Origin of the sequence: Nocardia sp. NPDC059691, from assembly GCF_042733915.1 — a bacterium.
Lineage (GTDB): Bacteria > Actinomycetota > Actinomycetes > Mycobacteriales > Mycobacteriaceae > Nocardia > Nocardia sichangensis.
The window spans coordinates 287,069-311,617 of sequence record NZ_JBHWFB010000009.1; the positions used below are offsets into that span (position 1 = coordinate 287,069).

General features: G+C 69.0%; 24 protein-coding genes. 17 read left to right on the forward strand and 7 right to left on the reverse strand.

Annotation, left to right across the window (positions count from 1 at the left end):
* Positions 1-175: 175 nt before the first annotated feature.
* The 7 genes from ACFV2O_RS21595 to ACFV2O_RS21625 all read left to right on the forward strand — a co-directional run bounded on the left by ACFV2O_RS21595 (position 176) and on the right by ACFV2O_RS21625 (position 6,746).
* Complete coding sequence (locus ACFV2O_RS21595; RefSeq protein WP_379253326.1) at positions 176-487, forward strand: protease inhibitor I42 family protein; 312 nt, start codon at positions 176-178, stop codon at positions 485-487.
* Positions 484-1,287, forward strand: a complete 804-nt coding sequence (locus ACFV2O_RS21600) for an aminoacyl-tRNA hydrolase (protein ID WP_379253327.1) — start codon at positions 484-486, stop codon at positions 1,285-1,287. The genes ACFV2O_RS21595 and ACFV2O_RS21600 overlap by 4 nt, the downstream gene beginning before the upstream one ends.
* Positions 1,288-1,424: 137 nt before the next feature.
* A complete protein-coding gene (locus tag ACFV2O_RS21605) occupies positions 1,425-2,258 on the forward strand; it encodes an ABC transporter ATP-binding protein (RefSeq protein WP_379253329.1) in 834 nt (277 codons plus the stop codon).
* Between the two features lie 321 nt (positions 2,259-2,579).
* Complete coding sequence (locus ACFV2O_RS21610; RefSeq protein WP_355078832.1) at positions 2,580-3,350, forward strand: NUDIX hydrolase; 771 nt, start codon at positions 2,580-2,582, stop codon at positions 3,348-3,350.
* 244 nt (positions 3,351-3,594) lie between these two features.
* The gene (locus ACFV2O_RS21615; protein ID WP_379253330.1) at positions 3,595-4,371 is read left to right on the forward strand and encodes an enoyl-CoA hydratase-related protein; all 777 of its coding nucleotides are present in this window, start codon (positions 3,595-3,597) and stop codon (positions 4,369-4,371) included.
* Between the two features lie 37 nt (positions 4,372-4,408).
* Positions 4,409-5,386 carry a class I SAM-dependent methyltransferase gene (locus ACFV2O_RS21620; protein ID WP_364429365.1) on the forward strand — a complete coding sequence of 326 codons (978 nt, stop codon included), beginning with the start codon at positions 4,409-4,411 and terminating at the stop codon, positions 5,384-5,386.
* Positions 5,387-5,582: 196 nt separating this feature from the next.
* On the forward strand, positions 5,583-6,746 hold the full coding sequence (locus tag ACFV2O_RS21625) for a class I SAM-dependent methyltransferase (protein ID WP_379253331.1): 1,164 nt from the start codon (positions 5,583-5,585) through the stop codon (positions 6,744-6,746).
* Between the two features lie 245 nt (positions 6,747-6,991).
* Here ACFV2O_RS21625 and ACFV2O_RS21630 read toward each other — a convergent pair whose 3' ends face one another.
* Positions 6,992-8,290 carry a PQQ-binding-like beta-propeller repeat protein gene (locus ACFV2O_RS21630; RefSeq protein WP_379253332.1) on the reverse strand — a complete coding sequence of 433 codons (1,299 nt, stop codon included), beginning with the start codon at positions 8,288-8,290 and terminating at the stop codon, positions 6,992-6,994.
* A gap of 232 nt (positions 8,291-8,522) precedes the next feature.
* Between ACFV2O_RS21630 and ACFV2O_RS21635 the strand changes: the two genes are divergently transcribed.
* Complete coding sequence (locus ACFV2O_RS21635) at positions 8,523-9,272, forward strand: acyltransferase (protein WP_355078771.1); 750 nt, start codon at positions 8,523-8,525, stop codon at positions 9,270-9,272.
* Between the two features lie 33 nt (positions 9,273-9,305).
* Positions 9,306-9,851 (forward strand): DUF1697 domain-containing protein, encoded by a 546-nt coding sequence (locus ACFV2O_RS21640; RefSeq protein WP_355078772.1) that lies wholly within the window; start codon positions 9,306-9,308, stop codon positions 9,849-9,851.
* A 4-nt stretch (positions 9,852-9,855) separates the two neighbouring features.
* Here the strand turns inward: ACFV2O_RS21640 and ACFV2O_RS21645 are convergent, their stop codons facing one another.
* Genes ACFV2O_RS21645 through ACFV2O_RS21655 form a run of 3 tightly spaced genes read right to left on the reverse strand, consistent with a single transcriptional unit; the run spans position 9,856 to position 13,588 of the window.
* Positions 9,856-11,109, reverse strand: a complete 1,254-nt coding sequence (locus ACFV2O_RS21645) for a glycosyltransferase family 4 protein (protein WP_039795312.1) — start codon at positions 11,107-11,109, stop codon at positions 9,856-9,858.
* Positions 11,106-12,773, reverse strand: a complete 1,668-nt coding sequence (locus tag ACFV2O_RS21650; protein ID WP_379253333.1) for a 1,4-alpha-glucan branching protein domain-containing protein — start codon at positions 12,771-12,773, stop codon at positions 11,106-11,108. Before ACFV2O_RS21650 ends, ACFV2O_RS21645 begins: the two co-directional genes overlap by 4 nt.
* Positions 12,770-13,588 (reverse strand): class I SAM-dependent methyltransferase, encoded by an 819-nt coding sequence (locus tag ACFV2O_RS21655; protein WP_379253334.1) that lies wholly within the window; start codon positions 13,586-13,588, stop codon positions 12,770-12,772. The genes ACFV2O_RS21650 and ACFV2O_RS21655 overlap by 4 nt, the downstream gene beginning before the upstream one ends.
* Before the next feature lie 262 nt (positions 13,589-13,850).
* Here ACFV2O_RS21655 and ACFV2O_RS21660 point away from each other — a divergent pair, with 262 nt between their 5' ends.
* From ACFV2O_RS21660 to ACFV2O_RS21675, 4 genes are all read left to right on the forward strand, one after another.
* Positions 13,851-14,636: an electron transfer flavoprotein subunit beta/FixA family protein gene (locus tag ACFV2O_RS21660; RefSeq protein ID WP_355078775.1), complete on the forward strand. Its 786-nt coding sequence runs from the start codon at positions 13,851-13,853 to the stop codon at positions 14,634-14,636.
* A gap of 36 nt (positions 14,637-14,672) precedes the next feature.
* Positions 14,673-15,629: an electron transfer flavoprotein subunit alpha/FixB family protein gene (locus ACFV2O_RS21665; RefSeq protein ID WP_355078776.1), complete on the forward strand. Its 957-nt coding sequence runs from the start codon at positions 14,673-14,675 to the stop codon at positions 15,627-15,629.
* 275 nt (positions 15,630-15,904) lie between these two features.
* Positions 15,905-16,126, forward strand: coding sequence for a hypothetical protein (locus ACFV2O_RS21670; RefSeq protein WP_355078777.1), 222 nt, complete (start codon positions 15,905-15,907; stop codon positions 16,124-16,126).
* Between the two features lie 304 nt (positions 16,127-16,430).
* Positions 16,431-17,486 (forward strand): cobalamin-independent methionine synthase II family protein, encoded by a 1,056-nt coding sequence (locus tag ACFV2O_RS21675; RefSeq protein ID WP_379253335.1) that lies wholly within the window; start codon positions 16,431-16,433, stop codon positions 17,484-17,486.
* 246 nt (positions 17,487-17,732) lie between these two features.
* Here ACFV2O_RS21675 and ACFV2O_RS21680 read toward each other — a convergent pair whose 3' ends face one another.
* Together ACFV2O_RS21680 and ACFV2O_RS21685 are read right to left on the reverse strand one after the other, a co-directional pair.
* Complete coding sequence (locus ACFV2O_RS21680; RefSeq protein ID WP_379253336.1) at positions 17,733-17,942, reverse strand: DUF397 domain-containing protein; 210 nt, start codon at positions 17,940-17,942, stop codon at positions 17,733-17,735.
* A complete protein-coding gene (locus ACFV2O_RS21685) occupies positions 17,939-18,832 on the reverse strand; it encodes a helix-turn-helix domain-containing protein (RefSeq protein ID WP_379253337.1) in 894 nt (297 codons plus the stop codon). Before ACFV2O_RS21685 ends, ACFV2O_RS21680 begins: the two co-directional genes overlap by 4 nt.
* Before the next feature lie 236 nt (positions 18,833-19,068).
* Between ACFV2O_RS21685 and ACFV2O_RS21690 the strand changes: the two genes are divergently transcribed.
* Complete coding sequence (locus ACFV2O_RS21690) at positions 19,069-19,767, forward strand: hypothetical protein (RefSeq protein ID WP_379253338.1); 699 nt, start codon at positions 19,069-19,071, stop codon at positions 19,765-19,767.
* 362 nt (positions 19,768-20,129) lie between these two features.
* Here the strand turns inward: ACFV2O_RS21690 and ACFV2O_RS21695 are convergent, their stop codons facing one another.
* Positions 20,130-20,987 (reverse strand): LysR family transcriptional regulator, encoded by an 858-nt coding sequence (locus ACFV2O_RS21695; RefSeq protein WP_355078783.1) that lies wholly within the window; start codon positions 20,985-20,987, stop codon positions 20,130-20,132.
* 112 nt (positions 20,988-21,099) lie between these two features.
* Between ACFV2O_RS21695 and ACFV2O_RS21700 the strand changes: the two genes are divergently transcribed.
* The 3 genes from ACFV2O_RS21700 (at position 21,100) to ACFV2O_RS21710 (ending at position 24,500) form a co-directional block, all read left to right on the forward strand.
* Positions 21,100-22,392 (forward strand): NAD(P)/FAD-dependent oxidoreductase, encoded by a 1,293-nt coding sequence (locus tag ACFV2O_RS21700; protein ID WP_355078784.1) that lies wholly within the window; start codon positions 21,100-21,102, stop codon positions 22,390-22,392.
* Between the two features lie 264 nt (positions 22,393-22,656).
* Positions 22,657-23,484 carry a GNAT family N-acyltransferase gene (locus ACFV2O_RS21705; protein ID WP_355078785.1) on the forward strand — a complete coding sequence of 276 codons (828 nt, stop codon included), beginning with the start codon at positions 22,657-22,659 and terminating at the stop codon, positions 23,482-23,484.
* A complete protein-coding gene (locus ACFV2O_RS21710; protein WP_379253339.1) occupies positions 23,481-24,500 on the forward strand; it encodes a lysophospholipid acyltransferase family protein in 1,020 nt (339 codons plus the stop codon). Before ACFV2O_RS21705 ends, ACFV2O_RS21710 begins: the two co-directional genes overlap by 4 nt.
* Positions 24,501-24,549 lie beyond the last annotated feature (49 nt).

Genomic DNA, 24,549 nt, shown 5'->3' on the forward strand with positions numbered 1-24,549 from the left:
CTGCGCATGGCCGGAGCGAAGGCGGAGGTACGCCTGTGTCGGTAGGCTCGCTGCTGTTGATCATGCGGCGATCGGAGGACGGGTGCGCAAGTCCCTGCTTGTGCTGCCCGCCCGATCGGCGGCGGAGTGCGGCTTGCCGGATGTGACGACAGAGTCCGCGAATTCCGTTGTCCGCATGAGCGAAGCGAACGGTCGACAACAGCGACCACCGCGCATGGGGCGGCGGCTGGTGATCGCGCACCCCGCGAATCCGTCCACCGCCTACTCGGGGAGCATCGCGAAAGCCGGTGCGGCCGTGGCGAAGCAGGACGGAGCGGCGGATCTCGAACCCGACCCACCCGCGCCGGGCGCGGGCAGGACGTGGGTGTGGAGTTTCGTCGGCGTGGCGTCCCGTGCGTCGCCGCTGACGATGGGGTACGCGCGTCCGTGGGAGCCGGGTTCCGAACCGGCCCGGACGTTTTCGTCGACGATCGAGGTGGAGCGATGACGAGCATTCCGGAATGCGGCGCCGAAGTCCGTGAGAACGGCGAGATCCGCGGCGTGGCAACGGCATCGGACGTCGAAGGGTTCCGGGCCCGGCACGCGGAGCTGGCCGGCGGCTACGGCGCGGGCGATCCGGACGACCCGGCCATGGTGCAGGCGATGCAGATGGTCCTGCATCTGCCCAAGATCGACCCGCCGCCGCGCAGTGCGCTGCTCGCCGCCGCCGCGTCGGCCGCGGTGGCACTGTGCCTGGACGAACGAGTCGGGCCTGGCGGCGAGTGGGAAGAACGCTATCTGGCGTGGAAGCGCTCCCGGATCCGCAAGGTGGCTCGGCGCGCTCGCGGCGCACAGTGGCAGGCGACTTGCGCTGTCGCGGGCGTAACGGTAGAGATCGACGGCGCGCAGGCGCGGGCGCTGGTCCCGGGGCCCGTGGGGCAGGTCGACCCGCGGATCAAGCGTCTGCAGATCGGCGGCACCGACCTCGCGCACGACGAGCCCGGCCCGCCCGATCCCGAACTGCCGGTGCTATGGGTGAACGCCGGGCTCGGGATGACGTTGGGCAAGGCCGCCGCGCAGGTGGGTCACGCGAGCATGCTGCTGGCCGGTGCGCTGCCGGTGGAGCACGCGCTGCGCTGGGCGGAACTCGGCTTCCGCTGCGCGGTCCGCGAGGCCGACCCGCGGCGCTGGGCGTCGCTGGCCGAGCATGTGACGGAGGGCGCGGCGATCGCGGTGCGCGACGCGGGATACACCGAAGTGGCGCCGGGCTCCATGACGGTGATCGCGGTGCCCGCCCGGTCCTGGTGAACCCTCCGCTACGGCGCGGCGCGCGTGTCGGTCGGTGCGGCCGATCCGGCCGGGACGGCGGCGTTCCAGCACAGATCCGACCGACCGGGTCGGTTTTCCCTCCCTGCGTTGGCAAGTGCCCCCCGAGGTGGGCCAAGATGGAGCGCGTGCCGCAACCGGATCCCGATCTGCTCATCGATTTCACCGACGTGACCGTCCGCCGCTCCGGCCGTACCCTCGTCGGGCCGGTCACCTGGCAGGTCGAGCTCGACGAACGCTGGGTGGTCCTCGGCCCCAACGGCGCGGGCAAGACCTCGCTGCTGCGTATGGCCGCCGCCGAACTGCATCCCACCGCGGGCATCGCCCATCTGCTCGGTGAGCGCATCGGAAAGGTGGACATCAGCGAGCTGCGCCCGCGCATCGGGCTGTCGTCGGCGGCGGTGGCCAGCCGGGTTCCGACCGACGAGAAGGTCAGCGATCTGGTGGTGTCCGCGGGTTACGCGGTGCTCGGCCGCTGGCGGGAGCGCTACGACGAGGTGGACACCGATCGCGCCATCGACATGCTGGAAAGCCTCGGAGCCGAACATCTCTCCGACCGCACCTACGGAACGCTGTCGGAGGGCGAACGCAAACGCGTGCTCATCGCCCGCGCGCTGATGACCGATCCCGAGCTGCTGCTGCTCGACGAGCCCGCCGCGGGCTTGGACCTGGGCGGCCGCGAGGAACTGGTGGAGCGGCTCGGCGATCTCGCCGCCGATCCGGACTCGCCCGCGATCGTGCTGGTCACCCACCACGTGGAGGAGATCCCGCCCGGATTCACCCACGGCCTGCTGCTCAACGAGGGCGAAGTGATCGCGCAGGGCCTGCTCTCCGACGTGCTCACCGCCGAGAACCTCAGCGACGCCTTCCGCCAGTCGATCGCGCTGGATCGAGTCGACGGCCGCTACTTCGCGCGGCGTTCGCGGCGGGCGGGCAGTCACCGCACCCGCTGACTCGGGCGGCGTGCGACCGCGCAGTTCGGGTGCGTCAGGCATACCTCCGCCTTCGCTGCGGCCGTGGGCGTTGTGCGTACCTCCGCCTTCGCTGCGGCCGTGGGCGTTGTGCGTACCTCCGCCTTCGCTGCGGCCGTGGGCGGGCTGCGGTTGGATGACGTCCGACTTCGCCTGTTGTGCGTACTTTCGCCTTCGCTCCGGCCGTGCGCGGGCTGAGGACGGACTTCCGACTGCACCTATTAAGGTGCAAGGGTGAGTGAGACAGTAGCGCAGGCAGACTCTCAGCAACCGGAACCGCCGCTCAAGGACGCGTCCACCGTGATGCTGGTGCGCGACGGAGCCGACGGGCCCGAGATCTTCCTGCAGCGCAGGGTCGGCGCGATGGCCTTCGCCGCGGGCATGACCGTGTTCCCCGGCGGCGGCGTCGACCCGTCCGACGGAACCGCCGACATCGCCTGGGCCGGCCCCGAACCCGCATGGTGGGCCGAACAATTCGCGACCAGCGAAACCAGGGCGAAGGCGCTGGTCTGCGCTGCCGTCCGGGAGACGTTCGAGGAGTGCGGCGTGCTGCTGGCCGGACCGACCGCCGACAGCGTCGTCTCCGACACCACCGATTACCACGAGGCCCGCGCAAGGCTCGAGCGCAGGGAACTGTCGCTGGCGTCCTTCCTCGCGGAGGAGAAGCTGGTGCTGCGCGCCGACCTGCTGCGGCCGTGGGCGAACTGGATCACCCCGGTCATCGAGCCGCGTCGCTACGACACTCGCTTCTTCGTCGCGGTGCTGCCGCAGGGGCAGCTCGCCGACGGCGCCACCTCCGAGGCGGCGGAGGTGCAGTGGCGCACCCCCGCCGAGGCGCTGGCACGGTGGCGCTCGGGAGCAGACGTTCTGCTGCCACCGACTTGGTCGCAGCTGATCGCGCTCGGCGAATTCGGCTCCACCGCCGACATCCTCGCCGCGCGGCGGACTATCGATCCGATCATGCCGGTGCTGGCCGATCTGGACGGCAAACAGCTGCTGTCCTTCCCGGACAACCGACGCTATTTCGCCGATCTCCCCGATGCCGGGCGGCTCAAGGGCTCGGCGCGCCCGTGACCGTCCGGGCGCTCCCCGCCTGAGCGGGCTTTCCGGCCATGCTGCGGTGCGTGCCGGCCGTGCACAGGTTTGCCGTGCGGGCTTGCCCGGTAGTGGTAGGACACCGGCGAGGGGTGTGCCGCCTGCCGGGTCCGACCGCCCGCGCTGTGCCTCCTGTCCGCATCGGCGGACCCTCGCGCTGACATCGTGCCGCGTTCCCAGGGCCCACCGCTCACGCCGGTCAGCACCCGGTAGCGTGCGTCCCATGGCCGAATTCGTGACCCTGGAGCTGACCGAAGGCGATGCCGCGCGGCGCGTGGCCGTCCTCCGGATCGCCCGCCCGCCGATGAACCTGCTGAACCTGCAGCTGGCGCGGGAGCTGGCCGAGGCGGCGGACGCCGTCGCGGCGGACCAGGGTGTCGCCGCGGTGGTGGTGTACGGCGACGAACGAGTATTCTCGGCGGGCGACGACGTGGCCGAACTGTTGGGGCTCGGCAGCGCCCAGGCCGCCGCCATGGCGGCCGACCTGCAGCACGCCCTTGGCTGTCTGGCCCGGATCCCGCAACCCACCGTCGCGGCGATCAGCGGTTACTGCCTCGGCGGCGGGCTGGAGTTGGCTCTGGGAGCGGACCGCCGCATCATCGGTGACAACGTCAAACTGGGCCTGCCGCAGATCGAGACGGGACTGATCCCGCTCGCGGGCATCCGGCGCCTGTCCCTGCTGATCGGGCCGGGCGCGGCCAAGGACCTCGTCTACACCGGTCGTTTCGTCGAACCGGACGAGGCGAAGGCGCTCGGCCTCGTCGACGAGGTCGTCGCGCCGGACGACGTGTACACCGCCGCGATGCGGTGGGCGCGCCAGTTCGCCGACGGTCCCGCCCGCGCGCTGGCCGCCGCGAAAGCGGTTTTCGAAGCCGGCCCGCACGGCCTCGATCGCGCCCGCGGCGAGTGGTCGGCCCTGTTCACGACGGAAGATCGCCTGATAGGAACAGGTTCTTATCTGGCCAACGGTCCAGGGTCGGCCGAATTCGTGGGCCGATAGCAGGCGTCAACTGCGGATTTGGGTAGGCTTGCCGACCATGACGGTACGTCCCGACGACCCCGCGCCGAACCCGCACGCCACCGAGGCAGAGGTCGAAGCAGCGCTCAAGGATACGAAGCTGGCCCAGGTGCTCTACCACGACTGGGAAGCCGAGACCTATGACGACAAATGGTCCATTTCCTATGACGAGCGCTGTATCGAATACGCGCGCGGCCGGTTCGACTTGGCCGTCGGTCCCGCGCCGCTGCCCTACGGCAAGGCGCTCGAACTGGGCTGCGGTACCGGATTCTTCCTGCTGAACCTGATGCAGGCGGGCGTGGCGAAATCGGGCTCGGTCACCGACCTGTCGCCGGGCATGGTGAAGGTGGCGCTGCGCAACGCGCAGAACCTCGGCCTGGACGTGGACGGCCGGGTCGCCGACGCGGAGACCATCCCCTACGACGACGACACCTTCGATCTGGTGGTCGGCCACGCGGTGCTGCACCACATCCCCGACGTCGAGCTGGCGCTCAAGGAGTGCCTGCGCGTGCTGAAGCCGGGCGGCCGCTTCGTGTTCGCCGGTGAGCCGACCACGGTCGGCAACTTCTACGCCCGCTGGCTGGGCCGCATCACGTGGAAGGCCACCACCACGGTGACCAAGCTGCCGATGCTCAGCGACTGGCGGCGTCCGCAGGAGGAGCTGGACGAGTCCTCGCGCGCGGCGGCCCTCGAGGCCGTCGTCGACCTGCACACCTTCGATCCGCGCTCCCTGGAGTCGATGGCTCGCTCGGCGGGCGCCGTCGAGGTGGCGGCCAAGACCGAGGAGTTCGCGGCCGCCCTGTGGGGCTGGCCCGTGCGCACCTTCGAGGCCGCGGTCCCCGCCGAGAAGCTCACCTGGCGCTACCGGATGGCGATGTACCGCGCCTGGCTGGGCCTGAGCTGGGTGGACGAGAACGTCATGCGCCGTGTCGTCCCGCGCCAGTTCTTCTACAACGCCATGATCACCGGCGTGAAGCCCACCTCCGCCGGAAAGTAGTGGCGCGCGATACCTGTCGCGACCGCATCGCTCATCGCGGCAGCGCCATCGGGGCTGCCGCGGTGGGTGTACACGAGCCCATGTCGCCGCGCCGGTTCGAATGCCGTGACCGGGCTCGGTCTTCCACGATCCGAACCGGCACGATCACGATCGCCGGAATCAGGCGGGTCGACTCGATCCCGATGCGGGACCGATAGTGGGCTATCTCTTCACCCGCGACGACGTCGGGTACCTGGGTAGCGCGACCGGTCGGGCCGCACTGGCCGATGTGGATCGCCTGGCGCTGACGTCCGTGTCCCTGCTGAAGGATCTCGAGCAGGTGCGCGGCGCCTATGGTGACCGCGCCGCGGCGCTGGTCGAGACGGTCCGGTTGCGCCGCCGCGCCACGGCCAAACTGGCCGACGCGGGGGAGTGGTTGTTCACCGACGACGCCTTGCAGCAGGCGACCCCGACCGCCGTCGCCAGGCACCGGGCCGCGCGCCTGGCCGGGCGGGCGGTGCACGACGTGACCTGTTCGATCGGCGCGGAGCTGGCGGCCCTGGCGCCGCACTGTCCCGCCGTGCTCGGCAGCGATCTGGACGACGTACGGTTGGCGATGGCGTCCCGCAATCTGTCCGGTCATCGGAATGTCTTGCTGGCCAAGGCGGATGCGCTGACGCCGTGCAGTGTCGACACCGTCGTGACCGCCGACCCGGCCCGGCGCGCCGACGGCCGCCGCACCCACGACCCGGCCAAACTGCAACCGCCACTGCCGGATCTGCTCGACGCCTATCGTGGGCGCGATCTCGCTGTGAAGTGCGCTCCCGGTTTGGATTTCGACCGTCTCGGCTGGCCCGGCGAGGTGGAGGTGGTGTCGCTCGACGGCTCCGTGCGCGAGGCGTGCCTCTGGTCGTCGGGACTCACCGAGCCCGGCGTCACCCGTCGTGCCACGGTGCTCTCCTCCAAGGCCGCCGCCTGGACTATCACCGACGCCGAACCCGACATCATCGACGAGCGCCCGCCGGGGCAGTGGATCGTCGACCCGGACGGCGCGGTCGTGCGCGCCGGTCTCGTCCGCCACTACGCCGCGAAAAACGGCTTGTGGCAACTCGATCCCCGCATCGCCTATCTCACCGGCGATACCGTGCCCGAGGGAGTACGTGGCTTCCGCGTCCTCGACCGCATGGACTTCCGCGAGAAGGCCCTCCGCGCCGAACTGCATCGCCGTGACTGCGGCCCCCTCGAAATCCTCGCCCGGGGTGTCGACATCGACCCCGATGCCCTCCGATCGCGCCTCAAACCTCGTGGCAGTCAACCGCATACGCTGGTGATCACTCGCATAGGCCGTAGCGCGACGGTCTTCCTCTGTGTCACCCCGTGACCATCCGGGGCGAATCGTGCCCTCCGCCGGAAGTCCCGCGACGACGAGCCGTGCGGCGTCGGCCCCGGTTGGTCCGTCGGCTGTGCGGGCAGATCGCTGCCGAAGATCGGCGACTCTACCGTCCGCGTCGCCCGCGCGGATCAGTGTCTGCACTGCGGGCCCGGTATCCGAAACGAGTCTGCCCGGCTGGTATCCGCGCGCGGGCCGCTCCAGCGGGCACCGCACCCGGACCTCGCGACCGGGCGCTACTCCGGTGTGAACGCGAAGATCTCGCCGATGCGGGTGGCGACCACGACCTCACCCTTGGCGCCGACCGACGTACCGGTGGTCGTACCCTTCGCGCCCGGGAGGACGTCGGAATCGATGGTGGTTCCGGTCCGCGTGTCGAAGGTGACGAGGTTCAGGCCGTCGCCGATCGCCGCGGTGACGTAGCCGGTGTCGCCCGCCGTCTGCGCCGCAGGGCCGCGCAGCGCCAGATCCTTACGTTCCCAAACCGTCTCGACAGTGTCGCCGTTGTCCCGCAGTGCGAGCAGGTAGCCTTCCTCGCCCGACGGGATGATCAGGCCGTCGTCGGACACCGAGATGCCGCCGCGCGGAGTCCAATCCAGCCGGTGCACCCACTTGGTCCGCCCGTCAACGGTGTCGAGCGCGATCAGGCGGTTGTTGTTGTCGCCGACGTAGACGGTGCCGCCGTCGGCGGACAGGGCCGGACTGGTCGCGCTGCCACCGAGCAACAACTCGGCGCTCCACTCCCGCGCGACCTTCGCGCCGGTGTAGCGCAGCGCGACGAGGGACGCGGCAGGCCGCCCCGGCTGCCACAACGTCACGTAGAAACGGCCACTGGCGGCGTCGATGGGGGAGATGTTCGCGACCGGGCAGTGCGGCCCTCCGGTGGCGCAGTCGTCCAGTCCCTGTCCCGCGTCCGGCCAGCCGAGGCCCGCGTGCGCGAGGAAGTCCGGTTCGCCGAGCAACTGCACGCTCGGAACCGCCCGGTCGCCGGTCTGCCTGGACAGCACGTCGACCTGACCGGACTGGCTGATCGTCAGCAGTTTGCCGTCCCCGGTGAACTGCACCGAGACCGGCGTTCCGGCCACGGGCGTCGCCCACCGCGGCTGCCCCAGGTAGTTGAACGAGATCACCCTGCTGTCGTCGCCGATGTAGACATTGGACATCCAGTCGACCGCCGACGGCGAGGAGATCGCGCTCGGGCCGAGGGCGTTGCAGAACCGCTTGCGGCCGGTAGCCATCTGGAAGGAGAAGATCGAGCAGTTCGCCAGGCGCGTGGTGACGAACAGCTGCCCGTCGGGCCCCAGCGTGATCGGCTGTGCGATCGGTCCGCCGACCGGCCGCTGCCAGCTCAGTCCGAGTTTCCGCGACCCGGTGACCGGAGCGGTGCCGCTGTTGCGGCCGTCGTGGTAGGCGGCGGTCCAGCCCTTGCCGGTGCCGACGGTGATGTCGTCGTAGTCGGTGCCGCAACCGGCCAGCGTCAGCGCGCCGACCGCGGCCAGCACGACCGCGGCGCGTTTCCGGGACGGTCGCCACATGGAAGTAGCCAGTACGCCGCCGCTTCGCACCTGCCGTACTCCTGTCGTCGTTGGCTCGCACCCGCGCCCTGTCCGGCGCAGGAGTCACTGTACGGGAGGCCTTTGCGCGGGTGAACGAGTCCCGGCGTTGTCGTAGCGGGTGCTCGTCGCGATGCTCGCCACGGGCGATAGGCTCTATCCGTCGCCGCCGAGGCGGGCGACGGCCGGTAGGACCACGACAGGAGAACCGTTCGTGACGAGCATGTGGGGCGCACCGTTGCGCTCGCGCTGGCGGGGATCGCGCCGCCGGGATCCGCAGCAGGCGCGTTTTCTGACGCGGGCGTCGCTGCGCTGGGTGCTCGCGAACCGGGCCTACACGCCCTGGTATCTGGTGCGTTACTACCGGCTGTTCAAGTTCCGCCTGGCCAATCCGCACATCGTGCTGCGCGGCATGGTCTTCCTCGGGCGCCGCGTCGAGATCCACGCCACGCCGGAACTGAGCCGCATGGAGATCGGCCGCTGGGTGCACATCGGCGACGGCAACGCGATTCGTTGCCACGAGGGTTCGCTGCGCATCGGCGACAAGGTGGTGTTCGGCAAGGACAACGTGGTCAACACCTACCTCGACATCGAGATCGGGGAATCGACCCTGGTCGCCGACTGGTGCTACATCTGCGACTTCGACCACAAGATGGACGACATCAACGTGCCGATCAAAGACCAGGGCATCGTGAAGAGCCCGGTGCGCATCGGCCCCGACACCTGGATCGCGGCCAAGGTGACCGTGCTGCGCGACACCCGCGTCGGGCGCGGCTGCGTGCTCGGCGCGCACGCCGTGGTCAAGGGCGAGATCCCGGACTTCAGCATCGCCGTCGGCGCGCCGGCCAAGGTGGTCAAGAACCGCAAGGCGGCCTGGGAGGCGGGCGCCGAGCAGCGCGCCGAATACCTTGCCGCGCTGGAGGACATCGCGCGCAAGAAGAACGGTGCCGCGCAGAACGCCTGAGAGTTCGTCGGTGCGGGCGGGTAGGTTCGCGCTATGACTGCCTACGCCGCCCTGTTGCGCGGGATCATGCCGAGCAATCCGAACATGAGCAACGCGAAGTTGCGCGCGGTGTTCGAATCGCTCGGATTCGAGGGCGTCGGTTCGGTGCTGACCAGCGGCAACATCGTGTTCCGCAGCGCGGAGACCGACGTGCCCGCGCTCGAGGAGCGTATCCAGCAGGCGCTGGTCCAGGAATTGGGCATCGGCGGCGGCACGATCATCCGCAGCCACGACGAGCTGCGCGCGTTGCTGGACACCGACCCTTTCCACGGCCTGACCCACGGACGCGGCACGTATCTGATCGCCACGTTCCTCAAGGACACGGCCGAGCCTCCGGCAACCCTGCCCGAGCGGCCGGACCCGCTCACCCGGGTCGTGGGCTACGACGAGGCGGCCCGTGCCTTCCTCGCGGTCATCGACAACAGTCAGCCGGGCAAGACGCCCGACTTCATGGCCTGGCTGGAGAAGACATACGGCAAGGACATCACCACCCGCACCTGGCTCACGATCGAGCGCGTCGTCAAGAAACTGGCGGCTTAGCGGGCTACTTCGGATCGCGTTCCGGCAGCGGGCGTTCCACGATGGACGGGCGGCCCAACGGGTTGCGCACCCGCCGCTTGGCCGAGTGGTACACCTGAGCGGTCTCGGCGGCCACCACGTCCCAGGCGAAGTCGGCGGTGAGCCGTTCCCGGGCGGCGTAGGCGCGCTGCTGCGCGGCGGCGGGGTCGTCGAGGGTGGCGCGGACCGCCTCGACCAAGCCGTCGACGTCGGCGGGCGCGAAGGAGGCGCCGGTGACGCCGTCGATCACGGCCTCGCCCAGGCCGCCCGCCGTCGAGGTGATCAGCGGGGTGCCCGCCGCGGCCGCCTCCAGCGCGACGATGCCGAACGGTTCGTATCGGCTGGGCAGCACGATCGCGTCGGCGCCGTGCAGCCAGCCGAGCAGTTCCGCGTGGTCGAGCTGACCGGCGAAGTTCACCGCGCGGGCGACGCGGTGCACCCGGGCGCGCTCGCGCAACCACTCGAACTGGGTGCCGACGCCCGCGACGGTCAGGGTGGTGCCGGGGTGGGCGCGGCGGATGCGCGGCAGCGCGGCGATCGCGTCCTGCACGCCCTTCTCGTACTCGAGCCTGCCCACGTACAGCAGCCGGGGCGGACCGCTGCGCGGCGCGCGCGGGCGGAAAGTCCACGCGCCCACGTCGATGCCGTTGCGGATCACCGTCATCGGGATCCGCTCCGGACCGTAGAGCCGCTCGACTTCGTCCTGCATGGACGACGAGCAGGTGATCAGCGCGTCGGACTCGTTGGCGAGCCACCACTCCACCGAGTGCACCTGCTTGTTGACCTTGCCCGCGACCCAGCCGCTGTGCCGCCCGGCCTCGGTGGCGTGGATGGTCGACACCAGCGGCACGTCGTAGTACTCGGCCAGGGCGATGCCGGGGTGGGCGACCAGCCAGTCGTGCGCGTGCACCACGTCCGGCGTCCAGCCGTCGCCGATGCCGGGCTTCCCGAGCGCGACGCCCGCGCGCACCATGGCGTGTCCCATGGCCAGCGTCCAGGCGAGCATGTCCTCGCCGAAGTCGAACACCGGCGGGTCCTCGGCGACCGCGACCACCAGCACGCCTTCGGCGATGTAGGAGTGCGTGGGATGGGTGGAGGCGTCGGTGCCGGAGGGGCGCCGGGACAGGACGACCACCTCGTGGCCGGCCGCGGCGAGTTCGACGGCGAGGTGATGCACGTGCCTACCCAGCCCGCCGACCACGACGGGTGGGTACTCCCACGACACCATCAAAATCTTCATGCAAGTCCTTCTGCGGCCGAGCCCGGGTCCGCCGGAACCGGTCCGTGGTCCGCGGTGGCGGAGTCCGGGCCTTGCTCGGCGGCGGATACTGCCCCGGTGGCGCTGGGTACGGACCCCGCGGAGGTGAGTCGTCGCGCGTCCACGCCGGGGAAGAGTCCGTCAGCTGCCCCCCATCCTGCCGCCAACTGCCGTGCTTTCGCGAGTTGGCCCGCCCCGACGGCCGCGGCGATTTCCCGGACGGCGTGGGCATGGCGGTGCGCGCGGTCGCGCGCGTACCCCGCGGCGGAGTCCTTGCTGACCATGAACGCCCAGTCGCTGGAGACGGTCAGGATCGCTTCGCGCAGCAGCTGATCGGCGACGTGATCGCGGAGTCCGGGTGCGCCGCCCTGGGCGGCGCGCATCTTGTCGACGGTGTCCAGGGTCAGCCGCACGATGTCGTCGTTGAGCTCGACCAGGTCGCGCACCTGTTCGCCCGCCCACACCCGCCAGTCCTTGCCCGAACCCCAGGACGAGTCGGCCAGTGGCACCGGTTCGCCCAGGTAGCCGCGCGCTCGGGCGTCGGCGAGGGTGCCCACGGTGACGCCCGCCTCCGGCAGCGCCCGCAGTACCTGCGCCAGCCACTGCGGGCCCTCGTGCCACCAGTGGCCGAACAGTTCGGTGTCGAACGCGGCGACGACCAGGGCGGGCCTGCCGATCCGCTCGGACTCGGAGATCAACCGCTCGCGCACCGTCCGCACGAAGTCGTCCACATCTCGGACGACGGCCGCGGCGGCGAGTTCCGGATCGTAGGGAGCCTTGTCCGGGCCCGCGACGGTCTTGCCGGTGACCCGCGCGGGTTTGAGACCTGTGGCGTGGTCATAGTGATGAAAGTCACGGTAGGCGCCGTGCCCGGGATAGCCGGATTTCGGTGACCACACGCGGTAACTCACCTGCAAATCGCGCCCGAACGCGACCACGTCCGAATCCCGGACCGGTCGGCCGAGCGTGGTATCGCCACGCAGCGCGGGGCCGTCGACCATGAAATGCGTCACACCCGCGGCGGCGTAGCCGACCTCCATGCCGGGGGTGTAGCCGCATTCCGGCGCCCAGATGCCGGTCGGTGTGTGGCCCCAGCGGTGTCGCGCGTCGGCCAGGCCCTCGGTGAGCTGGAACTGGCGCAGCCGTGGGTCCAGCAGCGGCTGGAACGGGTGGGCCAGCGGGCCGCCGAGCAGTTCGATGGCCTCCGCGTCGACGAGCGCGCGCCAGACCGGCGCGGCGCCGTGCCGCCAGTACTGCTCGAACTCGGCCAGGGCGGCGGCGGCCAGGCGGTGTTCGTGCCTGCCCAGCGCGACATTGCCCGCCATGGCGGCTTCGTCGGCGCGCAGCTGCCAGTTGCCCAGCCAGTGGTGCATGCCCGCCAGGCAGTGCGGGTCGTCCAGCTGGGCCGCGAGCACCGGTGTGATACCGAGGCTGAGCAGATGCGAACGACCTTCGGCCGCAAGGGTTCGCAACACTTCGACGACGGGCAGGTAGGAGGCGGCCCAGGACTGGTAGAGCCATTCCTCGCCGACCGGCCAGCGACCGTGATGTGCCAGCCAGGGCAGGTGGGAGTGCAGGACCAAGGTGAACTGGCCCGGCACGGGACTTGCCGCGTGCCCGCCGGGCACGGTACCGCGATCGGTCAAGGCTTCACCGCGATGGCGATCAGATCCAGGCTCGCGTCGATGTTCGCGGCCAGCAACTCGAAATCGTCCACCGTGACGCTCGCGACGTCCGCGGTGAGTTCCGCGGGCCAGGGTTCCCCGGCCAGCGCGCGTTCGATCTGCGCGTCGATGAACGACCCGCCGTGCTTGGCGTCCAACGCTTTCAGGCCGGGCCCGTGGTGCACGCCGATCATCTCCGGCACCTCGAATCCGGCCTCGACCAGCAGTTCGGTCAGCTCGGCCGCGTTGAGTTCCCTCGTGTGGAACGGGTTGAGTGGAGTGTCGCGACCGGGCGAGAAGGTGATCCGGTTGGGGGTGCTGATCAGCAGCTCACCGCCGGGACGAAGCACGCGCAGGCATTCGCGCAGGAACTGGGCCTGATCCCAAAGGTGCTCGATCACTTGGAAGTTCACCACGACGTCGACCGAGGCGTCCTCCAGCGGCAGCTCGGCGAGGTTGCCGTGGAGCATCTCCACGCGGGGGTAGCGCACGCGCACGTGTTCGACGGCGCCGGTGTCGTAGTCGACGCCGATCACCTTGGTGGCCACGCCGGCGATCATGTCGGCGCCGTAGCCCTCGCCGGAACCCGCCTCCAGCACGGTCTTTCCGGCGCAACGGTCCAGCAGACGGGCGTAGGCGATCTCGTGCCTGCGGAACCAGTAGTTCTCCTCGGCGATGCCCGGAACGGTGCGCTCGCCGGTCAGCGGCAGTGGTTCGACGGCGCCGGTGCTCGTCTCGGATGCCACGGTGATGCCGGACGGGTCGTCCACTGCGGCAGGGATCACAGCCTCGCTCATCACTCCGACGTTACTGGCACCGCATCCGCGGGGCATACCCCACCCGGCTGCCCCGGAGTGCGGCTTCGCTCGCCGGGAAAGGGGTCGCCGGAACCGCGCACTGTAGTGCGTGGTAACCAATTGTGAGAGAGAAGCCACTAAGTTACCCACGGGTAACTTAACGTAAGGTAATGTCACGGCCTGAGCCACCCACCCGGGCGTACGGCGCAGTTCGTGCGACCACCACATACGTGTAACCAGAACAGGAGGTCGACGAAGACCGATGCCGAACATCGTCGTACTCATCAAGCAGGTTCCCGACACCTGGTCCGAGCGCAAGCTCACCGATGGTGACTTCACGCTCGATCGCGAGGCCGCCGACGCCGTCCTCGACGAGATCAACGAGCGCGCCGTCGAAGAGGCGCTGCTGATCAAGGAGGCCCAGGGCGGTGAGGTCACCGTGCTGGCCGCCGGTCCGGACCGCGCCACCGAGGCCATCCGCAAGGCGCTGTCCATGGGCGCCGACAAGGCCATCCACATCAACGACCCGGCCATCCACGGCTCCGACGCCGTGCAGACGGCGTGGGTGCTGGCGAGTGCGCTCGGTCAGGTCGAGGGTGTCGAGCTGGTCATCGCGGGCAACGAGGCCACCGACGGCCGCGCGGGCGCGGTGCCCGCGATCATCGCCGAGTACCTCGGCCTGCCGCAGCTGACGCACCTGCGCAAGCTGGTCGTCGACGGCGACAAGATCACCGGTGAGCGCGAGACCGACGAGGGCGTGTTCAAGCTGGAGGCCTCGCTGCCCGCCATCGTCAGCGTCACCGAGAAGATCAACGAGCCGCGTTTCCCGTCCTTCAAGGGCATCATGGCCGCGAAGAAGAAGGAAGTGCAGACCTTCACGCTGGCCGACCTGGGCGTCGACCCCTCGACCGTTGGCGTCGCGAACGCGGGTTCCGCCGTCACCGCCGCCACGCCGAAGCCTCCGCGCACCGCGGGCGAGAAGATCGCCGACGAAGGCGACGGCGGCACCAAGATCGCCCAGTACCTGATCGGCCAGAAGATCATCTGATCTCGGTAGCGCTGCAGACTTCCTAGGAGAGAACACATGGCTGAAGTACTCGTGCTCGTCGAGCACGCCGAGGGTGCGATCAAGAAGGTCAGCACCGAACTGCTCACCGCCGCTCGCGCCCTTGGCGAGCCCGCCGCCGTCGTGCTCGGCACGGCGGGCACCGGCGAGAAGCTGGCCGACGCGCTGGCCGCCGCGGGCGCCGAGAAGATCTACATCGCCGAGTCCGACGATGTGGAGAACTACCTGGTGACCCCGAAGGTCGACGTGCTGGCCGCGCTGACCGAGTCGGTCTCGCCCGCCGCCGTCATCGTCGCCGCCAGCGCCGAGGGCAAGGAGGTGTCGGGTCGCCTGGCCGCCCGCATCGGCTCCGGTCTGCTGGTCGACGTCATCGACGTGAAGTCCGACGGCACCGCCGTGCACTCCATCTTCGGTGGCGCGTTCACCGTCGACGCCAAGGTCACCGGCGATGTCCCGGTGATCTCGGTCCGCCCGGGCGCCGTCGAGGCCTCCGCGCAGGCCGGCGCAGGCGAGAAGGTGACCGTCGAGGTGCCCGCGCAGGAAGAGGGCGTGGTCAAGGTGACCTCGCGCGAGCCGGTCGTCGGCGGTGACCGCCCGGAACTCACCGAGGCGAGCATCGTGGTCTCCGGTGGCCGCGGCGTCGGTTCCGCCGACAACTTCTCGGTGGTCGAGGCCCTGGCCGACTCGCTCGGCGCGGCCGTGGGCGCTTCGCGCGCCGCCGTCGACTCGGGCTACTACCCGGGCCAGTTCCAGGTCGGCCAGACCGGTAAGACGGTCTCCCCGCAGCTGTACATCGCCCTCGGCATCTCGGGCGCGATCCAGCACCGCGCGGGCATGCAGACCTCGAAGACCATCGTCGCCGTCAACAAGGACGAAGAGGCGCCGATCTTCGAGATCGCCGACTACGGCATCGTGGGCGACCTGTTCAACGTCGCGCCGCAGCTGACCGAAGCGGTCAAGACGCACAAGGGCTGACACCCTTCGGCCGGTCGAAAGGCGGCCCCGACCTTCAGAGGCCGGGGCCGCCTTTCGCTGAGTTGGTCAGTCTGCTGCGGCAGCAGCACTTCCACTGCCCACCCATGCGCCGTGTGATCGGTTGGGGTGCAGTGGCATAACCGGTCAGATGGCCCGGCGCTGCTCGTGATCGGCACGGTTGACGACTCCATTCGCCGATCTCCTGCGTTGCTTGCTAGTTTCATTGGCGTCAAATCCCCCGAAGGGGGGGAGTCATCGACACTAGGGGATCAGAGATGAAGAAGACGGTTACGGGACTGCTGATGGGCGCGCTGGCCACGGGGGCACTGATCGCCTTGGCGCCTGCGGCGCAGGCAGAGGTGTATCCGAACGAAAAGGAATGCCTGGCCGCCGCGAAGCGAGAGGAGGCGCGGCGCGTTTCCGAGGGCGACATCAACGTCCCCCATTACAGCTGCAAGGCCGCAGGAAACGGCTGGCGGATGGGCATCTTCCGCTGATCGAAGTGGTGAGGGCGGGCTGATTTTGGTCTGCACCGCCCTCGCCGCACGATCTGTCGTACGACCTCAGGACCACCGCGTCGAGCGGTGGTCCTGTTCCGTTTTTCGACCACCGCCGAAACGTCCGCCTCCGACTGCCATTCGGCCTGGTCCAGCCGCCCGAACTCGAGCGTGAGACCGATGATGGCCTGTCGAGAGGCGAACTCTCGAGGCCAGGTGAGCGAAAATCGTGACCGCTGCGAAAGAAATTACGGTGCAGGCGATTTCGCGTCGGCGATGCGGGTGGCGGACTTACACTCGGCCGGTGAGCATCCCAACGGAACCGATCGGTAGCATCCCTCGACCTCACGATCTGTTGGCCGCCATGGCCGACGAATCCGGCGACGCCACCGCGCTCGCCGAACTCCAGCGCAGCGCGGTCGCCGAGACCGTGCGCAAGCTGGAAGAACTCGGCTCTCCCGTCGTCACCGACGGCGAGCAGTCCAAGCCGAGCTTCGCCACCTATCCGATTGCCGGGCTCGATAATCTGGCCCCGGACGGGGCGATCATCCCGTTCGCCGACGGACACCAGAGACAGCTGCCCCGGCTGGCCTCCGGTCCGTTCCGCTATGCCGCGCACGCGGCGGACTATCTGCGCGACGCGCAGCAGCACGCCACCGTTCCGGTGAAGCAGGCCGTCATCGCGCCATCGGCGCTGAGCCTGCTGTATCCGGCCGACGGGATCGAGGGTTACCCCCGCGAGCAGTTCCTCGCCGACCTCGCCGACGCGGCGGAGGCCGACATCCGCGCCTGCCTGGAGGCGGGCGCGCACCTGGTGCAACTCGACTTCACCGAAGGGCGACTGTCGCTCAAGCTGGATCCGAGCGGCGGTGTGCTCGACCAGTTCATCGAGCTGAACAACACAGTGCTCGACCGGTTCTCGGACGAGGAGCGAGCCAGGATCGGCGTGCACACCTGCCCGGGCGGCGACCAGGACTCCACGCACAGCCTGGACGTGGACTACGTCGAATTGCTGCCGAAGCTGCTGCAACTGCGAGTGGGCGCGTTCTACCTCCAGTTCGCGAGCGAGCCGGATCCGGAGAAGGTGCTCGCAGTGGTCGCCGAGCACCTGCCCGCCGAGGCGCGGGTGTTCATCGGTGTCACCGACCCGATCGACCCGCAGGTCGAGACACCCGAACAGGTCCGCGACCGGGTGCTGCTCGCCGCTCGTTTCCTGCCCGTCGATCGGTTGGGCACCTGCGACGACTGCGGCTTCGCACCGTTCGCCGACGACACCTCCACCTCGCGTGAGACCGCGTTCGCCAAGATCCGCGCGCGCATCGAGGGCACGGCGCTGGCGGCGACGGAACTGGGCGTCTGACCCTGGGGTGACTCGGGCGACCGGCCCCGGTTAAACCGGGGCCGGTTTCGTTCGGCGAGAAGTCGGATTGCGGTTGCCGGATTGTTCAGCGCAGATGCGCAGCAGGTCGTTGCGCTGTAGGGGAGCCCCTTGCCGATCTCGCTCTGTCGTCGGAAGGGATTCGATGGACGCAAGTGGAGCGGCCCCGCTCCGCCCGTGTGGTGGGCGGTGCGGGGCCGGTCGATTCCGTTAGGTGTGCGAGTCTCGTCAGGCGGGGCGGTTCGATTTACCGCTCTGTACGCCTGTAGTGAAGGCGTCCCACTCACCTGGTGCGAACACCAACGCTGGGCCGCTCGGGTTCTTGCTGTCCCGTACGCCGATCATGCCGTCTTCGAGCCAAGCCACTTCGACGCATTGCGAACCACTCTCGCTGCGGCTGCTCTTGAACCACTTCGCCTCGGATAGGTCATCGTTCACCGCTCGTAACTCCTTGCCACCCGCCGGAGCAGGTCCCGCGATTCCACTTCACCCAGGCAAGCATCCCGGATACCCGAGGCGAGCTCACTATAAAGCCGAATCTCCCCGGCTTTCTCCAGGTATACATCTTGCGCCGGTCCTCCCTCCAAGTAGACGATCGGCGGTTCGACCGGTACCCCTTTGGCGTTCGAGGCGAACTCCATGATGATGAACAAGCCGTGTGGCATCCCCCAGGTCAGCCCCGCGCTGAAGGGGTGTATCCGCAGTGTGACGTTGGGCAACTTCGAGGTTTCGGCGAGGTGCCGATGCTGCGCTGACATGATCTTGGGTCCGCCGACCATGCGGTGGAGTGCCGATTCGTGCAGTAGGACTTCCAATGTGATCGGCTTGGTCTTGCGAGTGACGATGGCCTGCCGCCTCAATCGGTGCTCGACACGCCGCTCGATGTCCTCGCTACTGAACTCCGGATACGCCGCGATCACCGCGCGTGCATAGTCTGCGGTCTGTAATAGACCAGGGACGTGCTCGTGGTACATGGTCAATCGCCGCGCAGCGGCTTCAAGTCCGACGTACATGTTGAAAGCGCCGCTGTACAGGCCGCCATACGCGTGATACCAGCTCTTGGCTTTCGCTTGCACAGCAAGGTCGACCGCCGCTTTGGTGTCCGTGGCATCTACGCCGTACAGCTCGCAGAGCGCCTGCGCATCCTGCTTGCGGACTTTTTGGATCTGGCCGGTCTCCAAGCGTTGGAGTACGGCCCGCGATAGATCTACGAGCTTGGCGGCCTCGGCGATGGTGAAGCCCGCCGCTTCGCGGCGGTCGCGCAGGAAGCGTCCGAGTTGGCGACGCGGCAGGGTCGATGAGGGGCCTTCTTCATCAGGGTTGGTCACGCAGGTCTCCTAAAAGTGAGTCGTGCGGGATTGCAAACCGATCTCGGTCAGCTCGAGAACCGAGCACCGTCCTGGGTAATTGAGCCGATCAGGAGTGGGTGCTCGTTTTCGAGCGTATCCGCTGGTCACGGGTGGTGTGCTGGTTTTCGGCGTTCGAGGCGGAAACCCGCGCAGGGGGGCGTCTCAGCAGAACGAATCCGAAACCCGCACGCTGTCAAGATGATTCGGGAGCGACGATGCGTACCCAGAAGATCGGCACGAACGGCCGACCCGCCACGCAGAAGATACAGAAGCCCAATGCCGTAGGGCTGGTACGGCCCGACATATCCAGTCTGCACACATCTCGGCATGCGACCGAAATACGCCGCCACGCCGAGCAGTTGGGCTACCACTACCTCTACACCGTCCGGCCCCCGGCAGGTGAAGTCGATCCGGTCGGATACGCGCTGGCCGTCGCGGTCGGCGTGCAGGCTGCCGCTCTCGTCGTCCACGACCTGACCGCCGTGGACAACACCCCCGCACGAGTCTGTGAAACCTGCGACCTCGAAACGGTGTGTCCCGCGATGACCTGGGCGCGTGCTCAGCCCGGTGCGACCGGCCCCGGCCACACCCACCCCGACCACTCGCTCACCATCGCCGAGTCACATCGAATCATGCAGCAGCACAGAGGTTGTCGTGCCGCCACCTGTCCGCGGAAGGCGTCGGCGCTCAGCTGCCTGGTGCGGGCGGGCAAGCTCGTTCCGCCGGTTTCGAGCCCACGCGAACGTGCCGCCGCTCGCGGTCTGGCGTTCGAATCCGCCGATCGACTGCCCTTCTCGCCTGGCCCCGAGCTGGAAACACTGCTGAATGTGCTGGACGCGCTCACCGCTTCCGTCGCGGATTCCCGAACCCCGGTATCCCGTCCGTTCGATGTCGCGCGAAGCGAGCGGGACTGATGTGGAATGCGCCACATCCACCACACCGAAGCCGAGGGCTTTCGGGCTACCTGGCGACTGGAAGGCCACCGCATCGCGATCTTGGTCGTGCGGGACGCATCCGACATGACGCCGATCGCCTCGTACCACCCCGGCTCGTACCCCGACCTCGCGCAAGCCCGCGAACTGCTGCCGGAATTGACCGGACTATGGGACGCGGTTCGCCACGACTTCTGGTCACGCCTTTTCCCGTGCCATCGACCCTCCACCATTTGCCGCGATGGCCGGACGTGAGCACGACTCGGTCCGGACGAGACCACCCACAGCAACTTCAACGACAACCATGTCGCCGCGAGGGGCGTCGTCGTCCCTCGCGGCCTGAATCAGCAACGATGCAATGCGGTGAGCAGGGTGTCGAGGATCGGTGAGCGCCGGGCGTCGGCGCGCAGGACCGCCGACACGGGGATGCGCAGCTTGGATTCGGCCAGCCGCAGCACCACCAGACCCTCGGTCGTGCTCTCCGCGTAGAGCACCGTCCACGCCTCGGGCCGGTTGATCAGCTCCATCGTCGCGGTGTGGTCCGGCGGGATGGGCGGTCCGAAGGTGGGGCCGGTAGGCAGTTCGGCGAACGCGTTGCGAATTACGGTGTGTAGCAACACCTGTTCCTGCTCCGGGGGGAGTAGCAGGGGGTAGGAGGCCAGATCCGCCAGGGTCACCGTGTCCTTCGTGGCCAGCGGATGCGCGCTGGAGGTGGCGATCACCAGATCCTCGACCCACAGCTGCTCGACCACGAGGCCGGGCTGGTCGACGCGGCCGCGGATCAGGGCCAGATCGCAGTCGCCGTCTGTCACCGCGGTGATGCGCTGACGGAAGGGTTTGATGACGAACTCGATCTCCGCCTCCGGATGCGCGGCGCGCGCTCCCGCGATGGCCGACAGCGAGCGGGTGGCGAAGGACATGTTCGCGGCCAGCCGGATGCGTGGGCCGACCGTCCGCACGGCGGCGCGGATCGCCGACTCCAGACTCAGCATTTGTTTCGCAAGGGGAAGTAGCCGTGCGGTGGCGTCGGTGGGCACGACCGAGCGGGTCGAGCGCTCGAACAGTTGCACGCCGAGGTCGCGTTCGAGCCGGGAGATCTGGTGGCTGATCGCCGACTGCGAGATGAAGCAGCGCGCCGCGGCGCCGCTGAAGCTGAGCTCCTCGCACACCGCGACGAAGTAGGTGAGCTGCCGAAGTTCCACGGCGCCTCCTGATTAATTACGAATCGAGATAAGAGTCATCTTAATTATGCGCCCACACACCTGAAATATCCGCCCTCCGGATCGCGGTTCGTAATGAGAGAAGGAGGCTGTCATGCAGTACGTGGACGCGGGAATCGAAACCGCGGGTGTCGTCATTGTCGGATCGGGGTTCGGCGGGCTCGCCGCCGCCAAGCAACTGGCCAAGTCGGGGGTGGACTATGTGCTGATCTCCAGCACGCCCGAGCATCTGTTCCAACCGCTGTTGTACCAGGTAGCGACCGGTGTGCTCACATCGGAGGAGATCGCGCCGCCGATCGCGGGCATCCTGCGCCGCCATCGCGAGGCCGACGTTCGCCTCGGCACCGTGGTCGGCATCGATCCCGACCGCGCCATCGTCACCTACGAACACGAGGGCGTTTCGCACCGCATCCGCTACGGCTCGCTGATCGCGGCCACCGGCGCGAGCCAGTCCTACTTCGGCCGCGACGACTTCGCGGAGAAGACCTATTCGCTCAAGACCATCGACGACGCGCGGCGGCTGCGCGCCCAGATCGCGCGCGTCTTCGCCGAAGCCGCGCAGGCCGACGAGCAGACCAAGCGCAAGCTGCTGAGCTTCGTCGTGGTCGGCGCGGGCGCGACCGGCGTCGAGGTGGCCGGTCAGCTGAAGGAGCTGGCGAAACGGTATTACCACCAGGAGGTTTCGGTCACGCTCGTGGAGGGCGCGGGCGAGGTGCTCCCGCCGTTCGGCGGCGGGCTGTCGGAGTACGCGAAGAAGTCGCTGACCGGCAGCGGCGTGGAGGTGCTGCTCGGCACCTTCGTCACCGACATCGAGCACGGCAAGGTCACCGTCAAGAGCGCCGACGGGGTCGAGCACGCCATCGCGGCCGAGACCGTGGTGTGGTCGGCGGGCGTGCAGGCGGGCGGGTTCGCGAAGATCCTGGCCGAGGCCACGGGCGTGGCGACCGACCGGGCCGGCCGACTGCTGATCAACCCCGATCTCACCGTCGGCGGCTACGCCGACATCTACGCCATCGGCGACATGACCTCGCTCAACGGCTACCCCGGGCAATCGCCGGTGGCCATGCAGGAAGGCAGGCACGCCGCCGACATCATCCGCCGCAAGAAGCAGCCCGGCACGCCCTTCACCTACTGGGACAAGGGCAGCATGGCGGTGATCAGCCGGTTCAGCGCCGTGACGAAGCTGAACGACCGCATCACCTTCCGCGGTGTGATCGCCTGGTTCATGTGGCTCGCGGTGCACCTGTTCTACCTGGTCGGTTTCCGCAACCGCTTCGCCGCGGTCGCGTCCTGGCTGGTCGCGTTCATCTTCACCGGGCGCCCCGGTTTCGCCGAGGAGGACGCGACCGCGCCGAAGGTACTCGCCGCGGAGAGTCGAGCCGCTTAAATGGCTTCTCGCACCTGAGAATCGCGTCGCGCACAATCGAAAGGCGGCGCGATTCACGGTGCGCGCGGCATTCACGCTGCCCAGGAACGAACCGCGATTCGCACGGTAAACCGCATGTCGGAAGCGGTTTCGGTGCGGGAGGGCGAACGCGGTGGAACCGTTCGGTGAACGCTCGGTGTGACAGCCGTCTCGTTCACCCAACCGGCATCGCGGCGACACTTCGAGGTTGCTGGGGCGCATTGTCGGGCTGGCTTCATCGTGGATATGACTATTTCGTCCGTGCTGACAGCCCCGGCTCGACCGACGGACTCCGGGGAGGGACGGTCGCGTTACTCGCTGGTGGTCTCCTCCGACCTCGATCACCGCGTCGCCGCGCAGCGCCTGCGCTACAACGTGTTCGCCAACGAGCCGGGTTTCCGGATTCCGGACGACGGCAGCGGTTTGGACGCCGACCATTTCGACGAGCACTGCGACCACATGCTGGTGCGCGACGACGCCAGCGGGGAATTCGTCGGCTGCTACCGGATGCTGCCGCCGGACAAGGTCGCCGCGGCGGGCGGGTACTACACGGCGACGGAATTCGATCTCGCTCAACTGGATCCGGAAGGCATGCGGATCGTCGAGATGGGCCGCGCGTGCGTGGTCCCCGACCACCGCAACGGCTCGGTGCTCACCCTCATGTGGGCGGGGATTTTGCACTACATCCAGCTCACCGGCTACGAGTGGGTGATGGGCTGCGTGTCGGTGCCGATGCAGGACACCCCGGCCGACCCGCCCGGAGTGAACGTGCGCGGCGTGCGCGACATGCTGCTCGGGCGGCACTCCTCCGACCCGGAGCGCCGGGTGCACCCCTACAACCCGGTGATCGTCGACGGCAAGACCCTCGACGAACTGACCCCGCCGTCGCGGCCGAAACTGCCCCCGCTGGTGCGCGGCTACCTGCGGCTGGGCGCGGAGATCTGCGGCGAGCCCGCCCACGATCCCGCCTTCGCGGTCGCCGACTTCGTCGTGCTGCTCGGGCTGAACACCATCAACACCCGCTACCTCAATCGCCTACAAGACGCCGCCGCGTCGTTCGACGGGGGACGGTGAGGACAGTGGTCTTCGACGCGCCACCCGCCACGTCCGCCGCGCACGCATGGATGCCGTCGAGCCCCTGCGGTTCCGGCTGCATCGATTCGATCGACCAGGTCGGCCCGGCGCGGGTGGCCGCCCGGCTGGCCGGAGTCGCCGGCCTGCTGCTCAGCTACCCGATCGCGCACGCGCTGACCCCGCGCGGCAAGCGCGCGCCGTTGCAGCGCGGCTACGCGCGCCTGCTGCTCGGTTCCATCGGCCTGCGGTTGCGCGTCGTCGACAACCGGGTGACCGCGGAAGAGCGCGGTGTCGTCGATGAGGGCGACGCCACGCTCGCACCCGCCGGTTTCGGCGCCGCAGGCCGGGGTGTGCTGATCGTCACCGGGCACATCAGCTGGACCGACATCGTCGCCCTGGCCTCGGTGCAGCCGCTCGGCTTCGTGGCCCGCGCCGACATGCTGGACTGGCCGATGATCGGCAAACTCGCCAAGTTGATGCGGGTGATCCCGATCGAACGCGAGAGCCTACGGCAGTTGCCGGGCGTAGTGGCCGCGGTCGGAGCGCGGCTGGCCGCCGGTGAGCGGATCGGCGTCTTCCCCGAGGGCACCACATGGTGTGGCCGCGCCTACGGCAGCATGCGTCCCGCCTTGCTCCAGGCGGCGGTGGATACCGGCACCCCCGTGCAGCCGGTGCGGTTGCGGTACCTGGACCGGCACGGTGTGCCGTGCACGGTGCCCGCTTTCGTCGGCGTCGACACCTTCGGCTCCTCCGCCGGGCGGGTGCTGCGTTCGCGCGGAATGGTCGCCGAAGTGGTGCTGGAACCGGTGCTGGAACCCGGCCCCGACCGGCGCGAACTGGCCCGCCGCTGCGAAGCCGTCGTTCGCGGCACCGCGTCGCCGCGCCACGAAACCACGGAATGGATCGAGGCGGGGCACACCCGAGTGCAGGACCCGTCGGTAGCGACCGTAGCCCCGGAGGTGCGCAGGCCGCGGCGCATGTTGCGCGGGCGCCGCAATACCGCGGCCGTGCGGTAGGAGACGAACGCGGGCTACGTGGCGCGGCATAACGCGCGATAGTGGTTCG

Bases quoted from the DNA above. Each gene is read 5' to 3' on its own strand.
- ACFV2O_RS21595 (WP_379253326.1), top strand. From the start codon at position 176: ATGAGCGAAGCGAACGGTCGACAACAGCGACCACCGCGCATGGGGCGG.
- ACFV2O_RS21600 (WP_379253327.1), top strand. From the start codon at position 484: ATGACGAGCATTCCGGAATGCGGCGCCGAAGTCCGTGAGAACGGCGAG.
- ACFV2O_RS21605 (WP_379253329.1), top strand. From the start codon at position 1,425: ATGGAGCGCGTGCCGCAACCGGATCCCGATCTGCTCATCGATTTCACC.
- ACFV2O_RS21610 (WP_355078832.1), top strand. From the start codon at position 2,580: ATGCTGGTGCGCGACGGAGCCGACGGGCCCGAGATCTTCCTGCAGCGC.
- ACFV2O_RS21615 (WP_379253330.1), top strand. From the start codon at position 3,595: ATGGCCGAATTCGTGACCCTGGAGCTGACCGAAGGCGATGCCGCGCGG.
- ACFV2O_RS21620 (WP_364429365.1), top strand. From the start codon at position 4,409: ATGACGGTACGTCCCGACGACCCCGCGCCGAACCCGCACGCCACCGAG.
- ACFV2O_RS21630 (WP_379253332.1), bottom strand. From the start codon at position 8,290: ATGTGGCGACCGTCCCGGAAACGCGCCGCGGTCGTGCTGGCCGCGGTC.
- ACFV2O_RS21640 (WP_355078772.1), top strand. From the start codon at position 9,306: ATGACTGCCTACGCCGCCCTGTTGCGCGGGATCATGCCGAGCAATCCG.
- ACFV2O_RS21645 (WP_039795312.1), bottom strand. From the start codon at position 11,109: ATGAAGATTTTGATGGTGTCGTGGGAGTACCCACCCGTCGTGGTCGGC.
- ACFV2O_RS21655 (WP_379253334.1), bottom strand. From the start codon at position 13,588: ATGAGCGAGGCTGTGATCCCTGCCGCAGTGGACGACCCGTCCGGCATC.
- ACFV2O_RS21660 (WP_355078775.1), top strand. From the start codon at position 13,851: ATGCCGAACATCGTCGTACTCATCAAGCAGGTTCCCGACACCTGGTCC.
- ACFV2O_RS21665 (WP_355078776.1), top strand. From the start codon at position 14,673: ATGGCTGAAGTACTCGTGCTCGTCGAGCACGCCGAGGGTGCGATCAAG.
- ACFV2O_RS21670 (WP_355078777.1), top strand. From the start codon at position 15,905: ATGAAGAAGACGGTTACGGGACTGCTGATGGGCGCGCTGGCCACGGGG.
- ACFV2O_RS21690 (WP_379253338.1), top strand. From the start codon at position 19,069: ATGCGTACCCAGAAGATCGGCACGAACGGCCGACCCGCCACGCAGAAG.
- ACFV2O_RS21700 (WP_355078784.1), top strand. From the start codon at position 21,100: ATGCAGTACGTGGACGCGGGAATCGAAACCGCGGGTGTCGTCATTGTC.
- ACFV2O_RS21705 (WP_355078785.1), top strand. From the start codon at position 22,657: ATGACTATTTCGTCCGTGCTGACAGCCCCGGCTCGACCGACGGACTCC.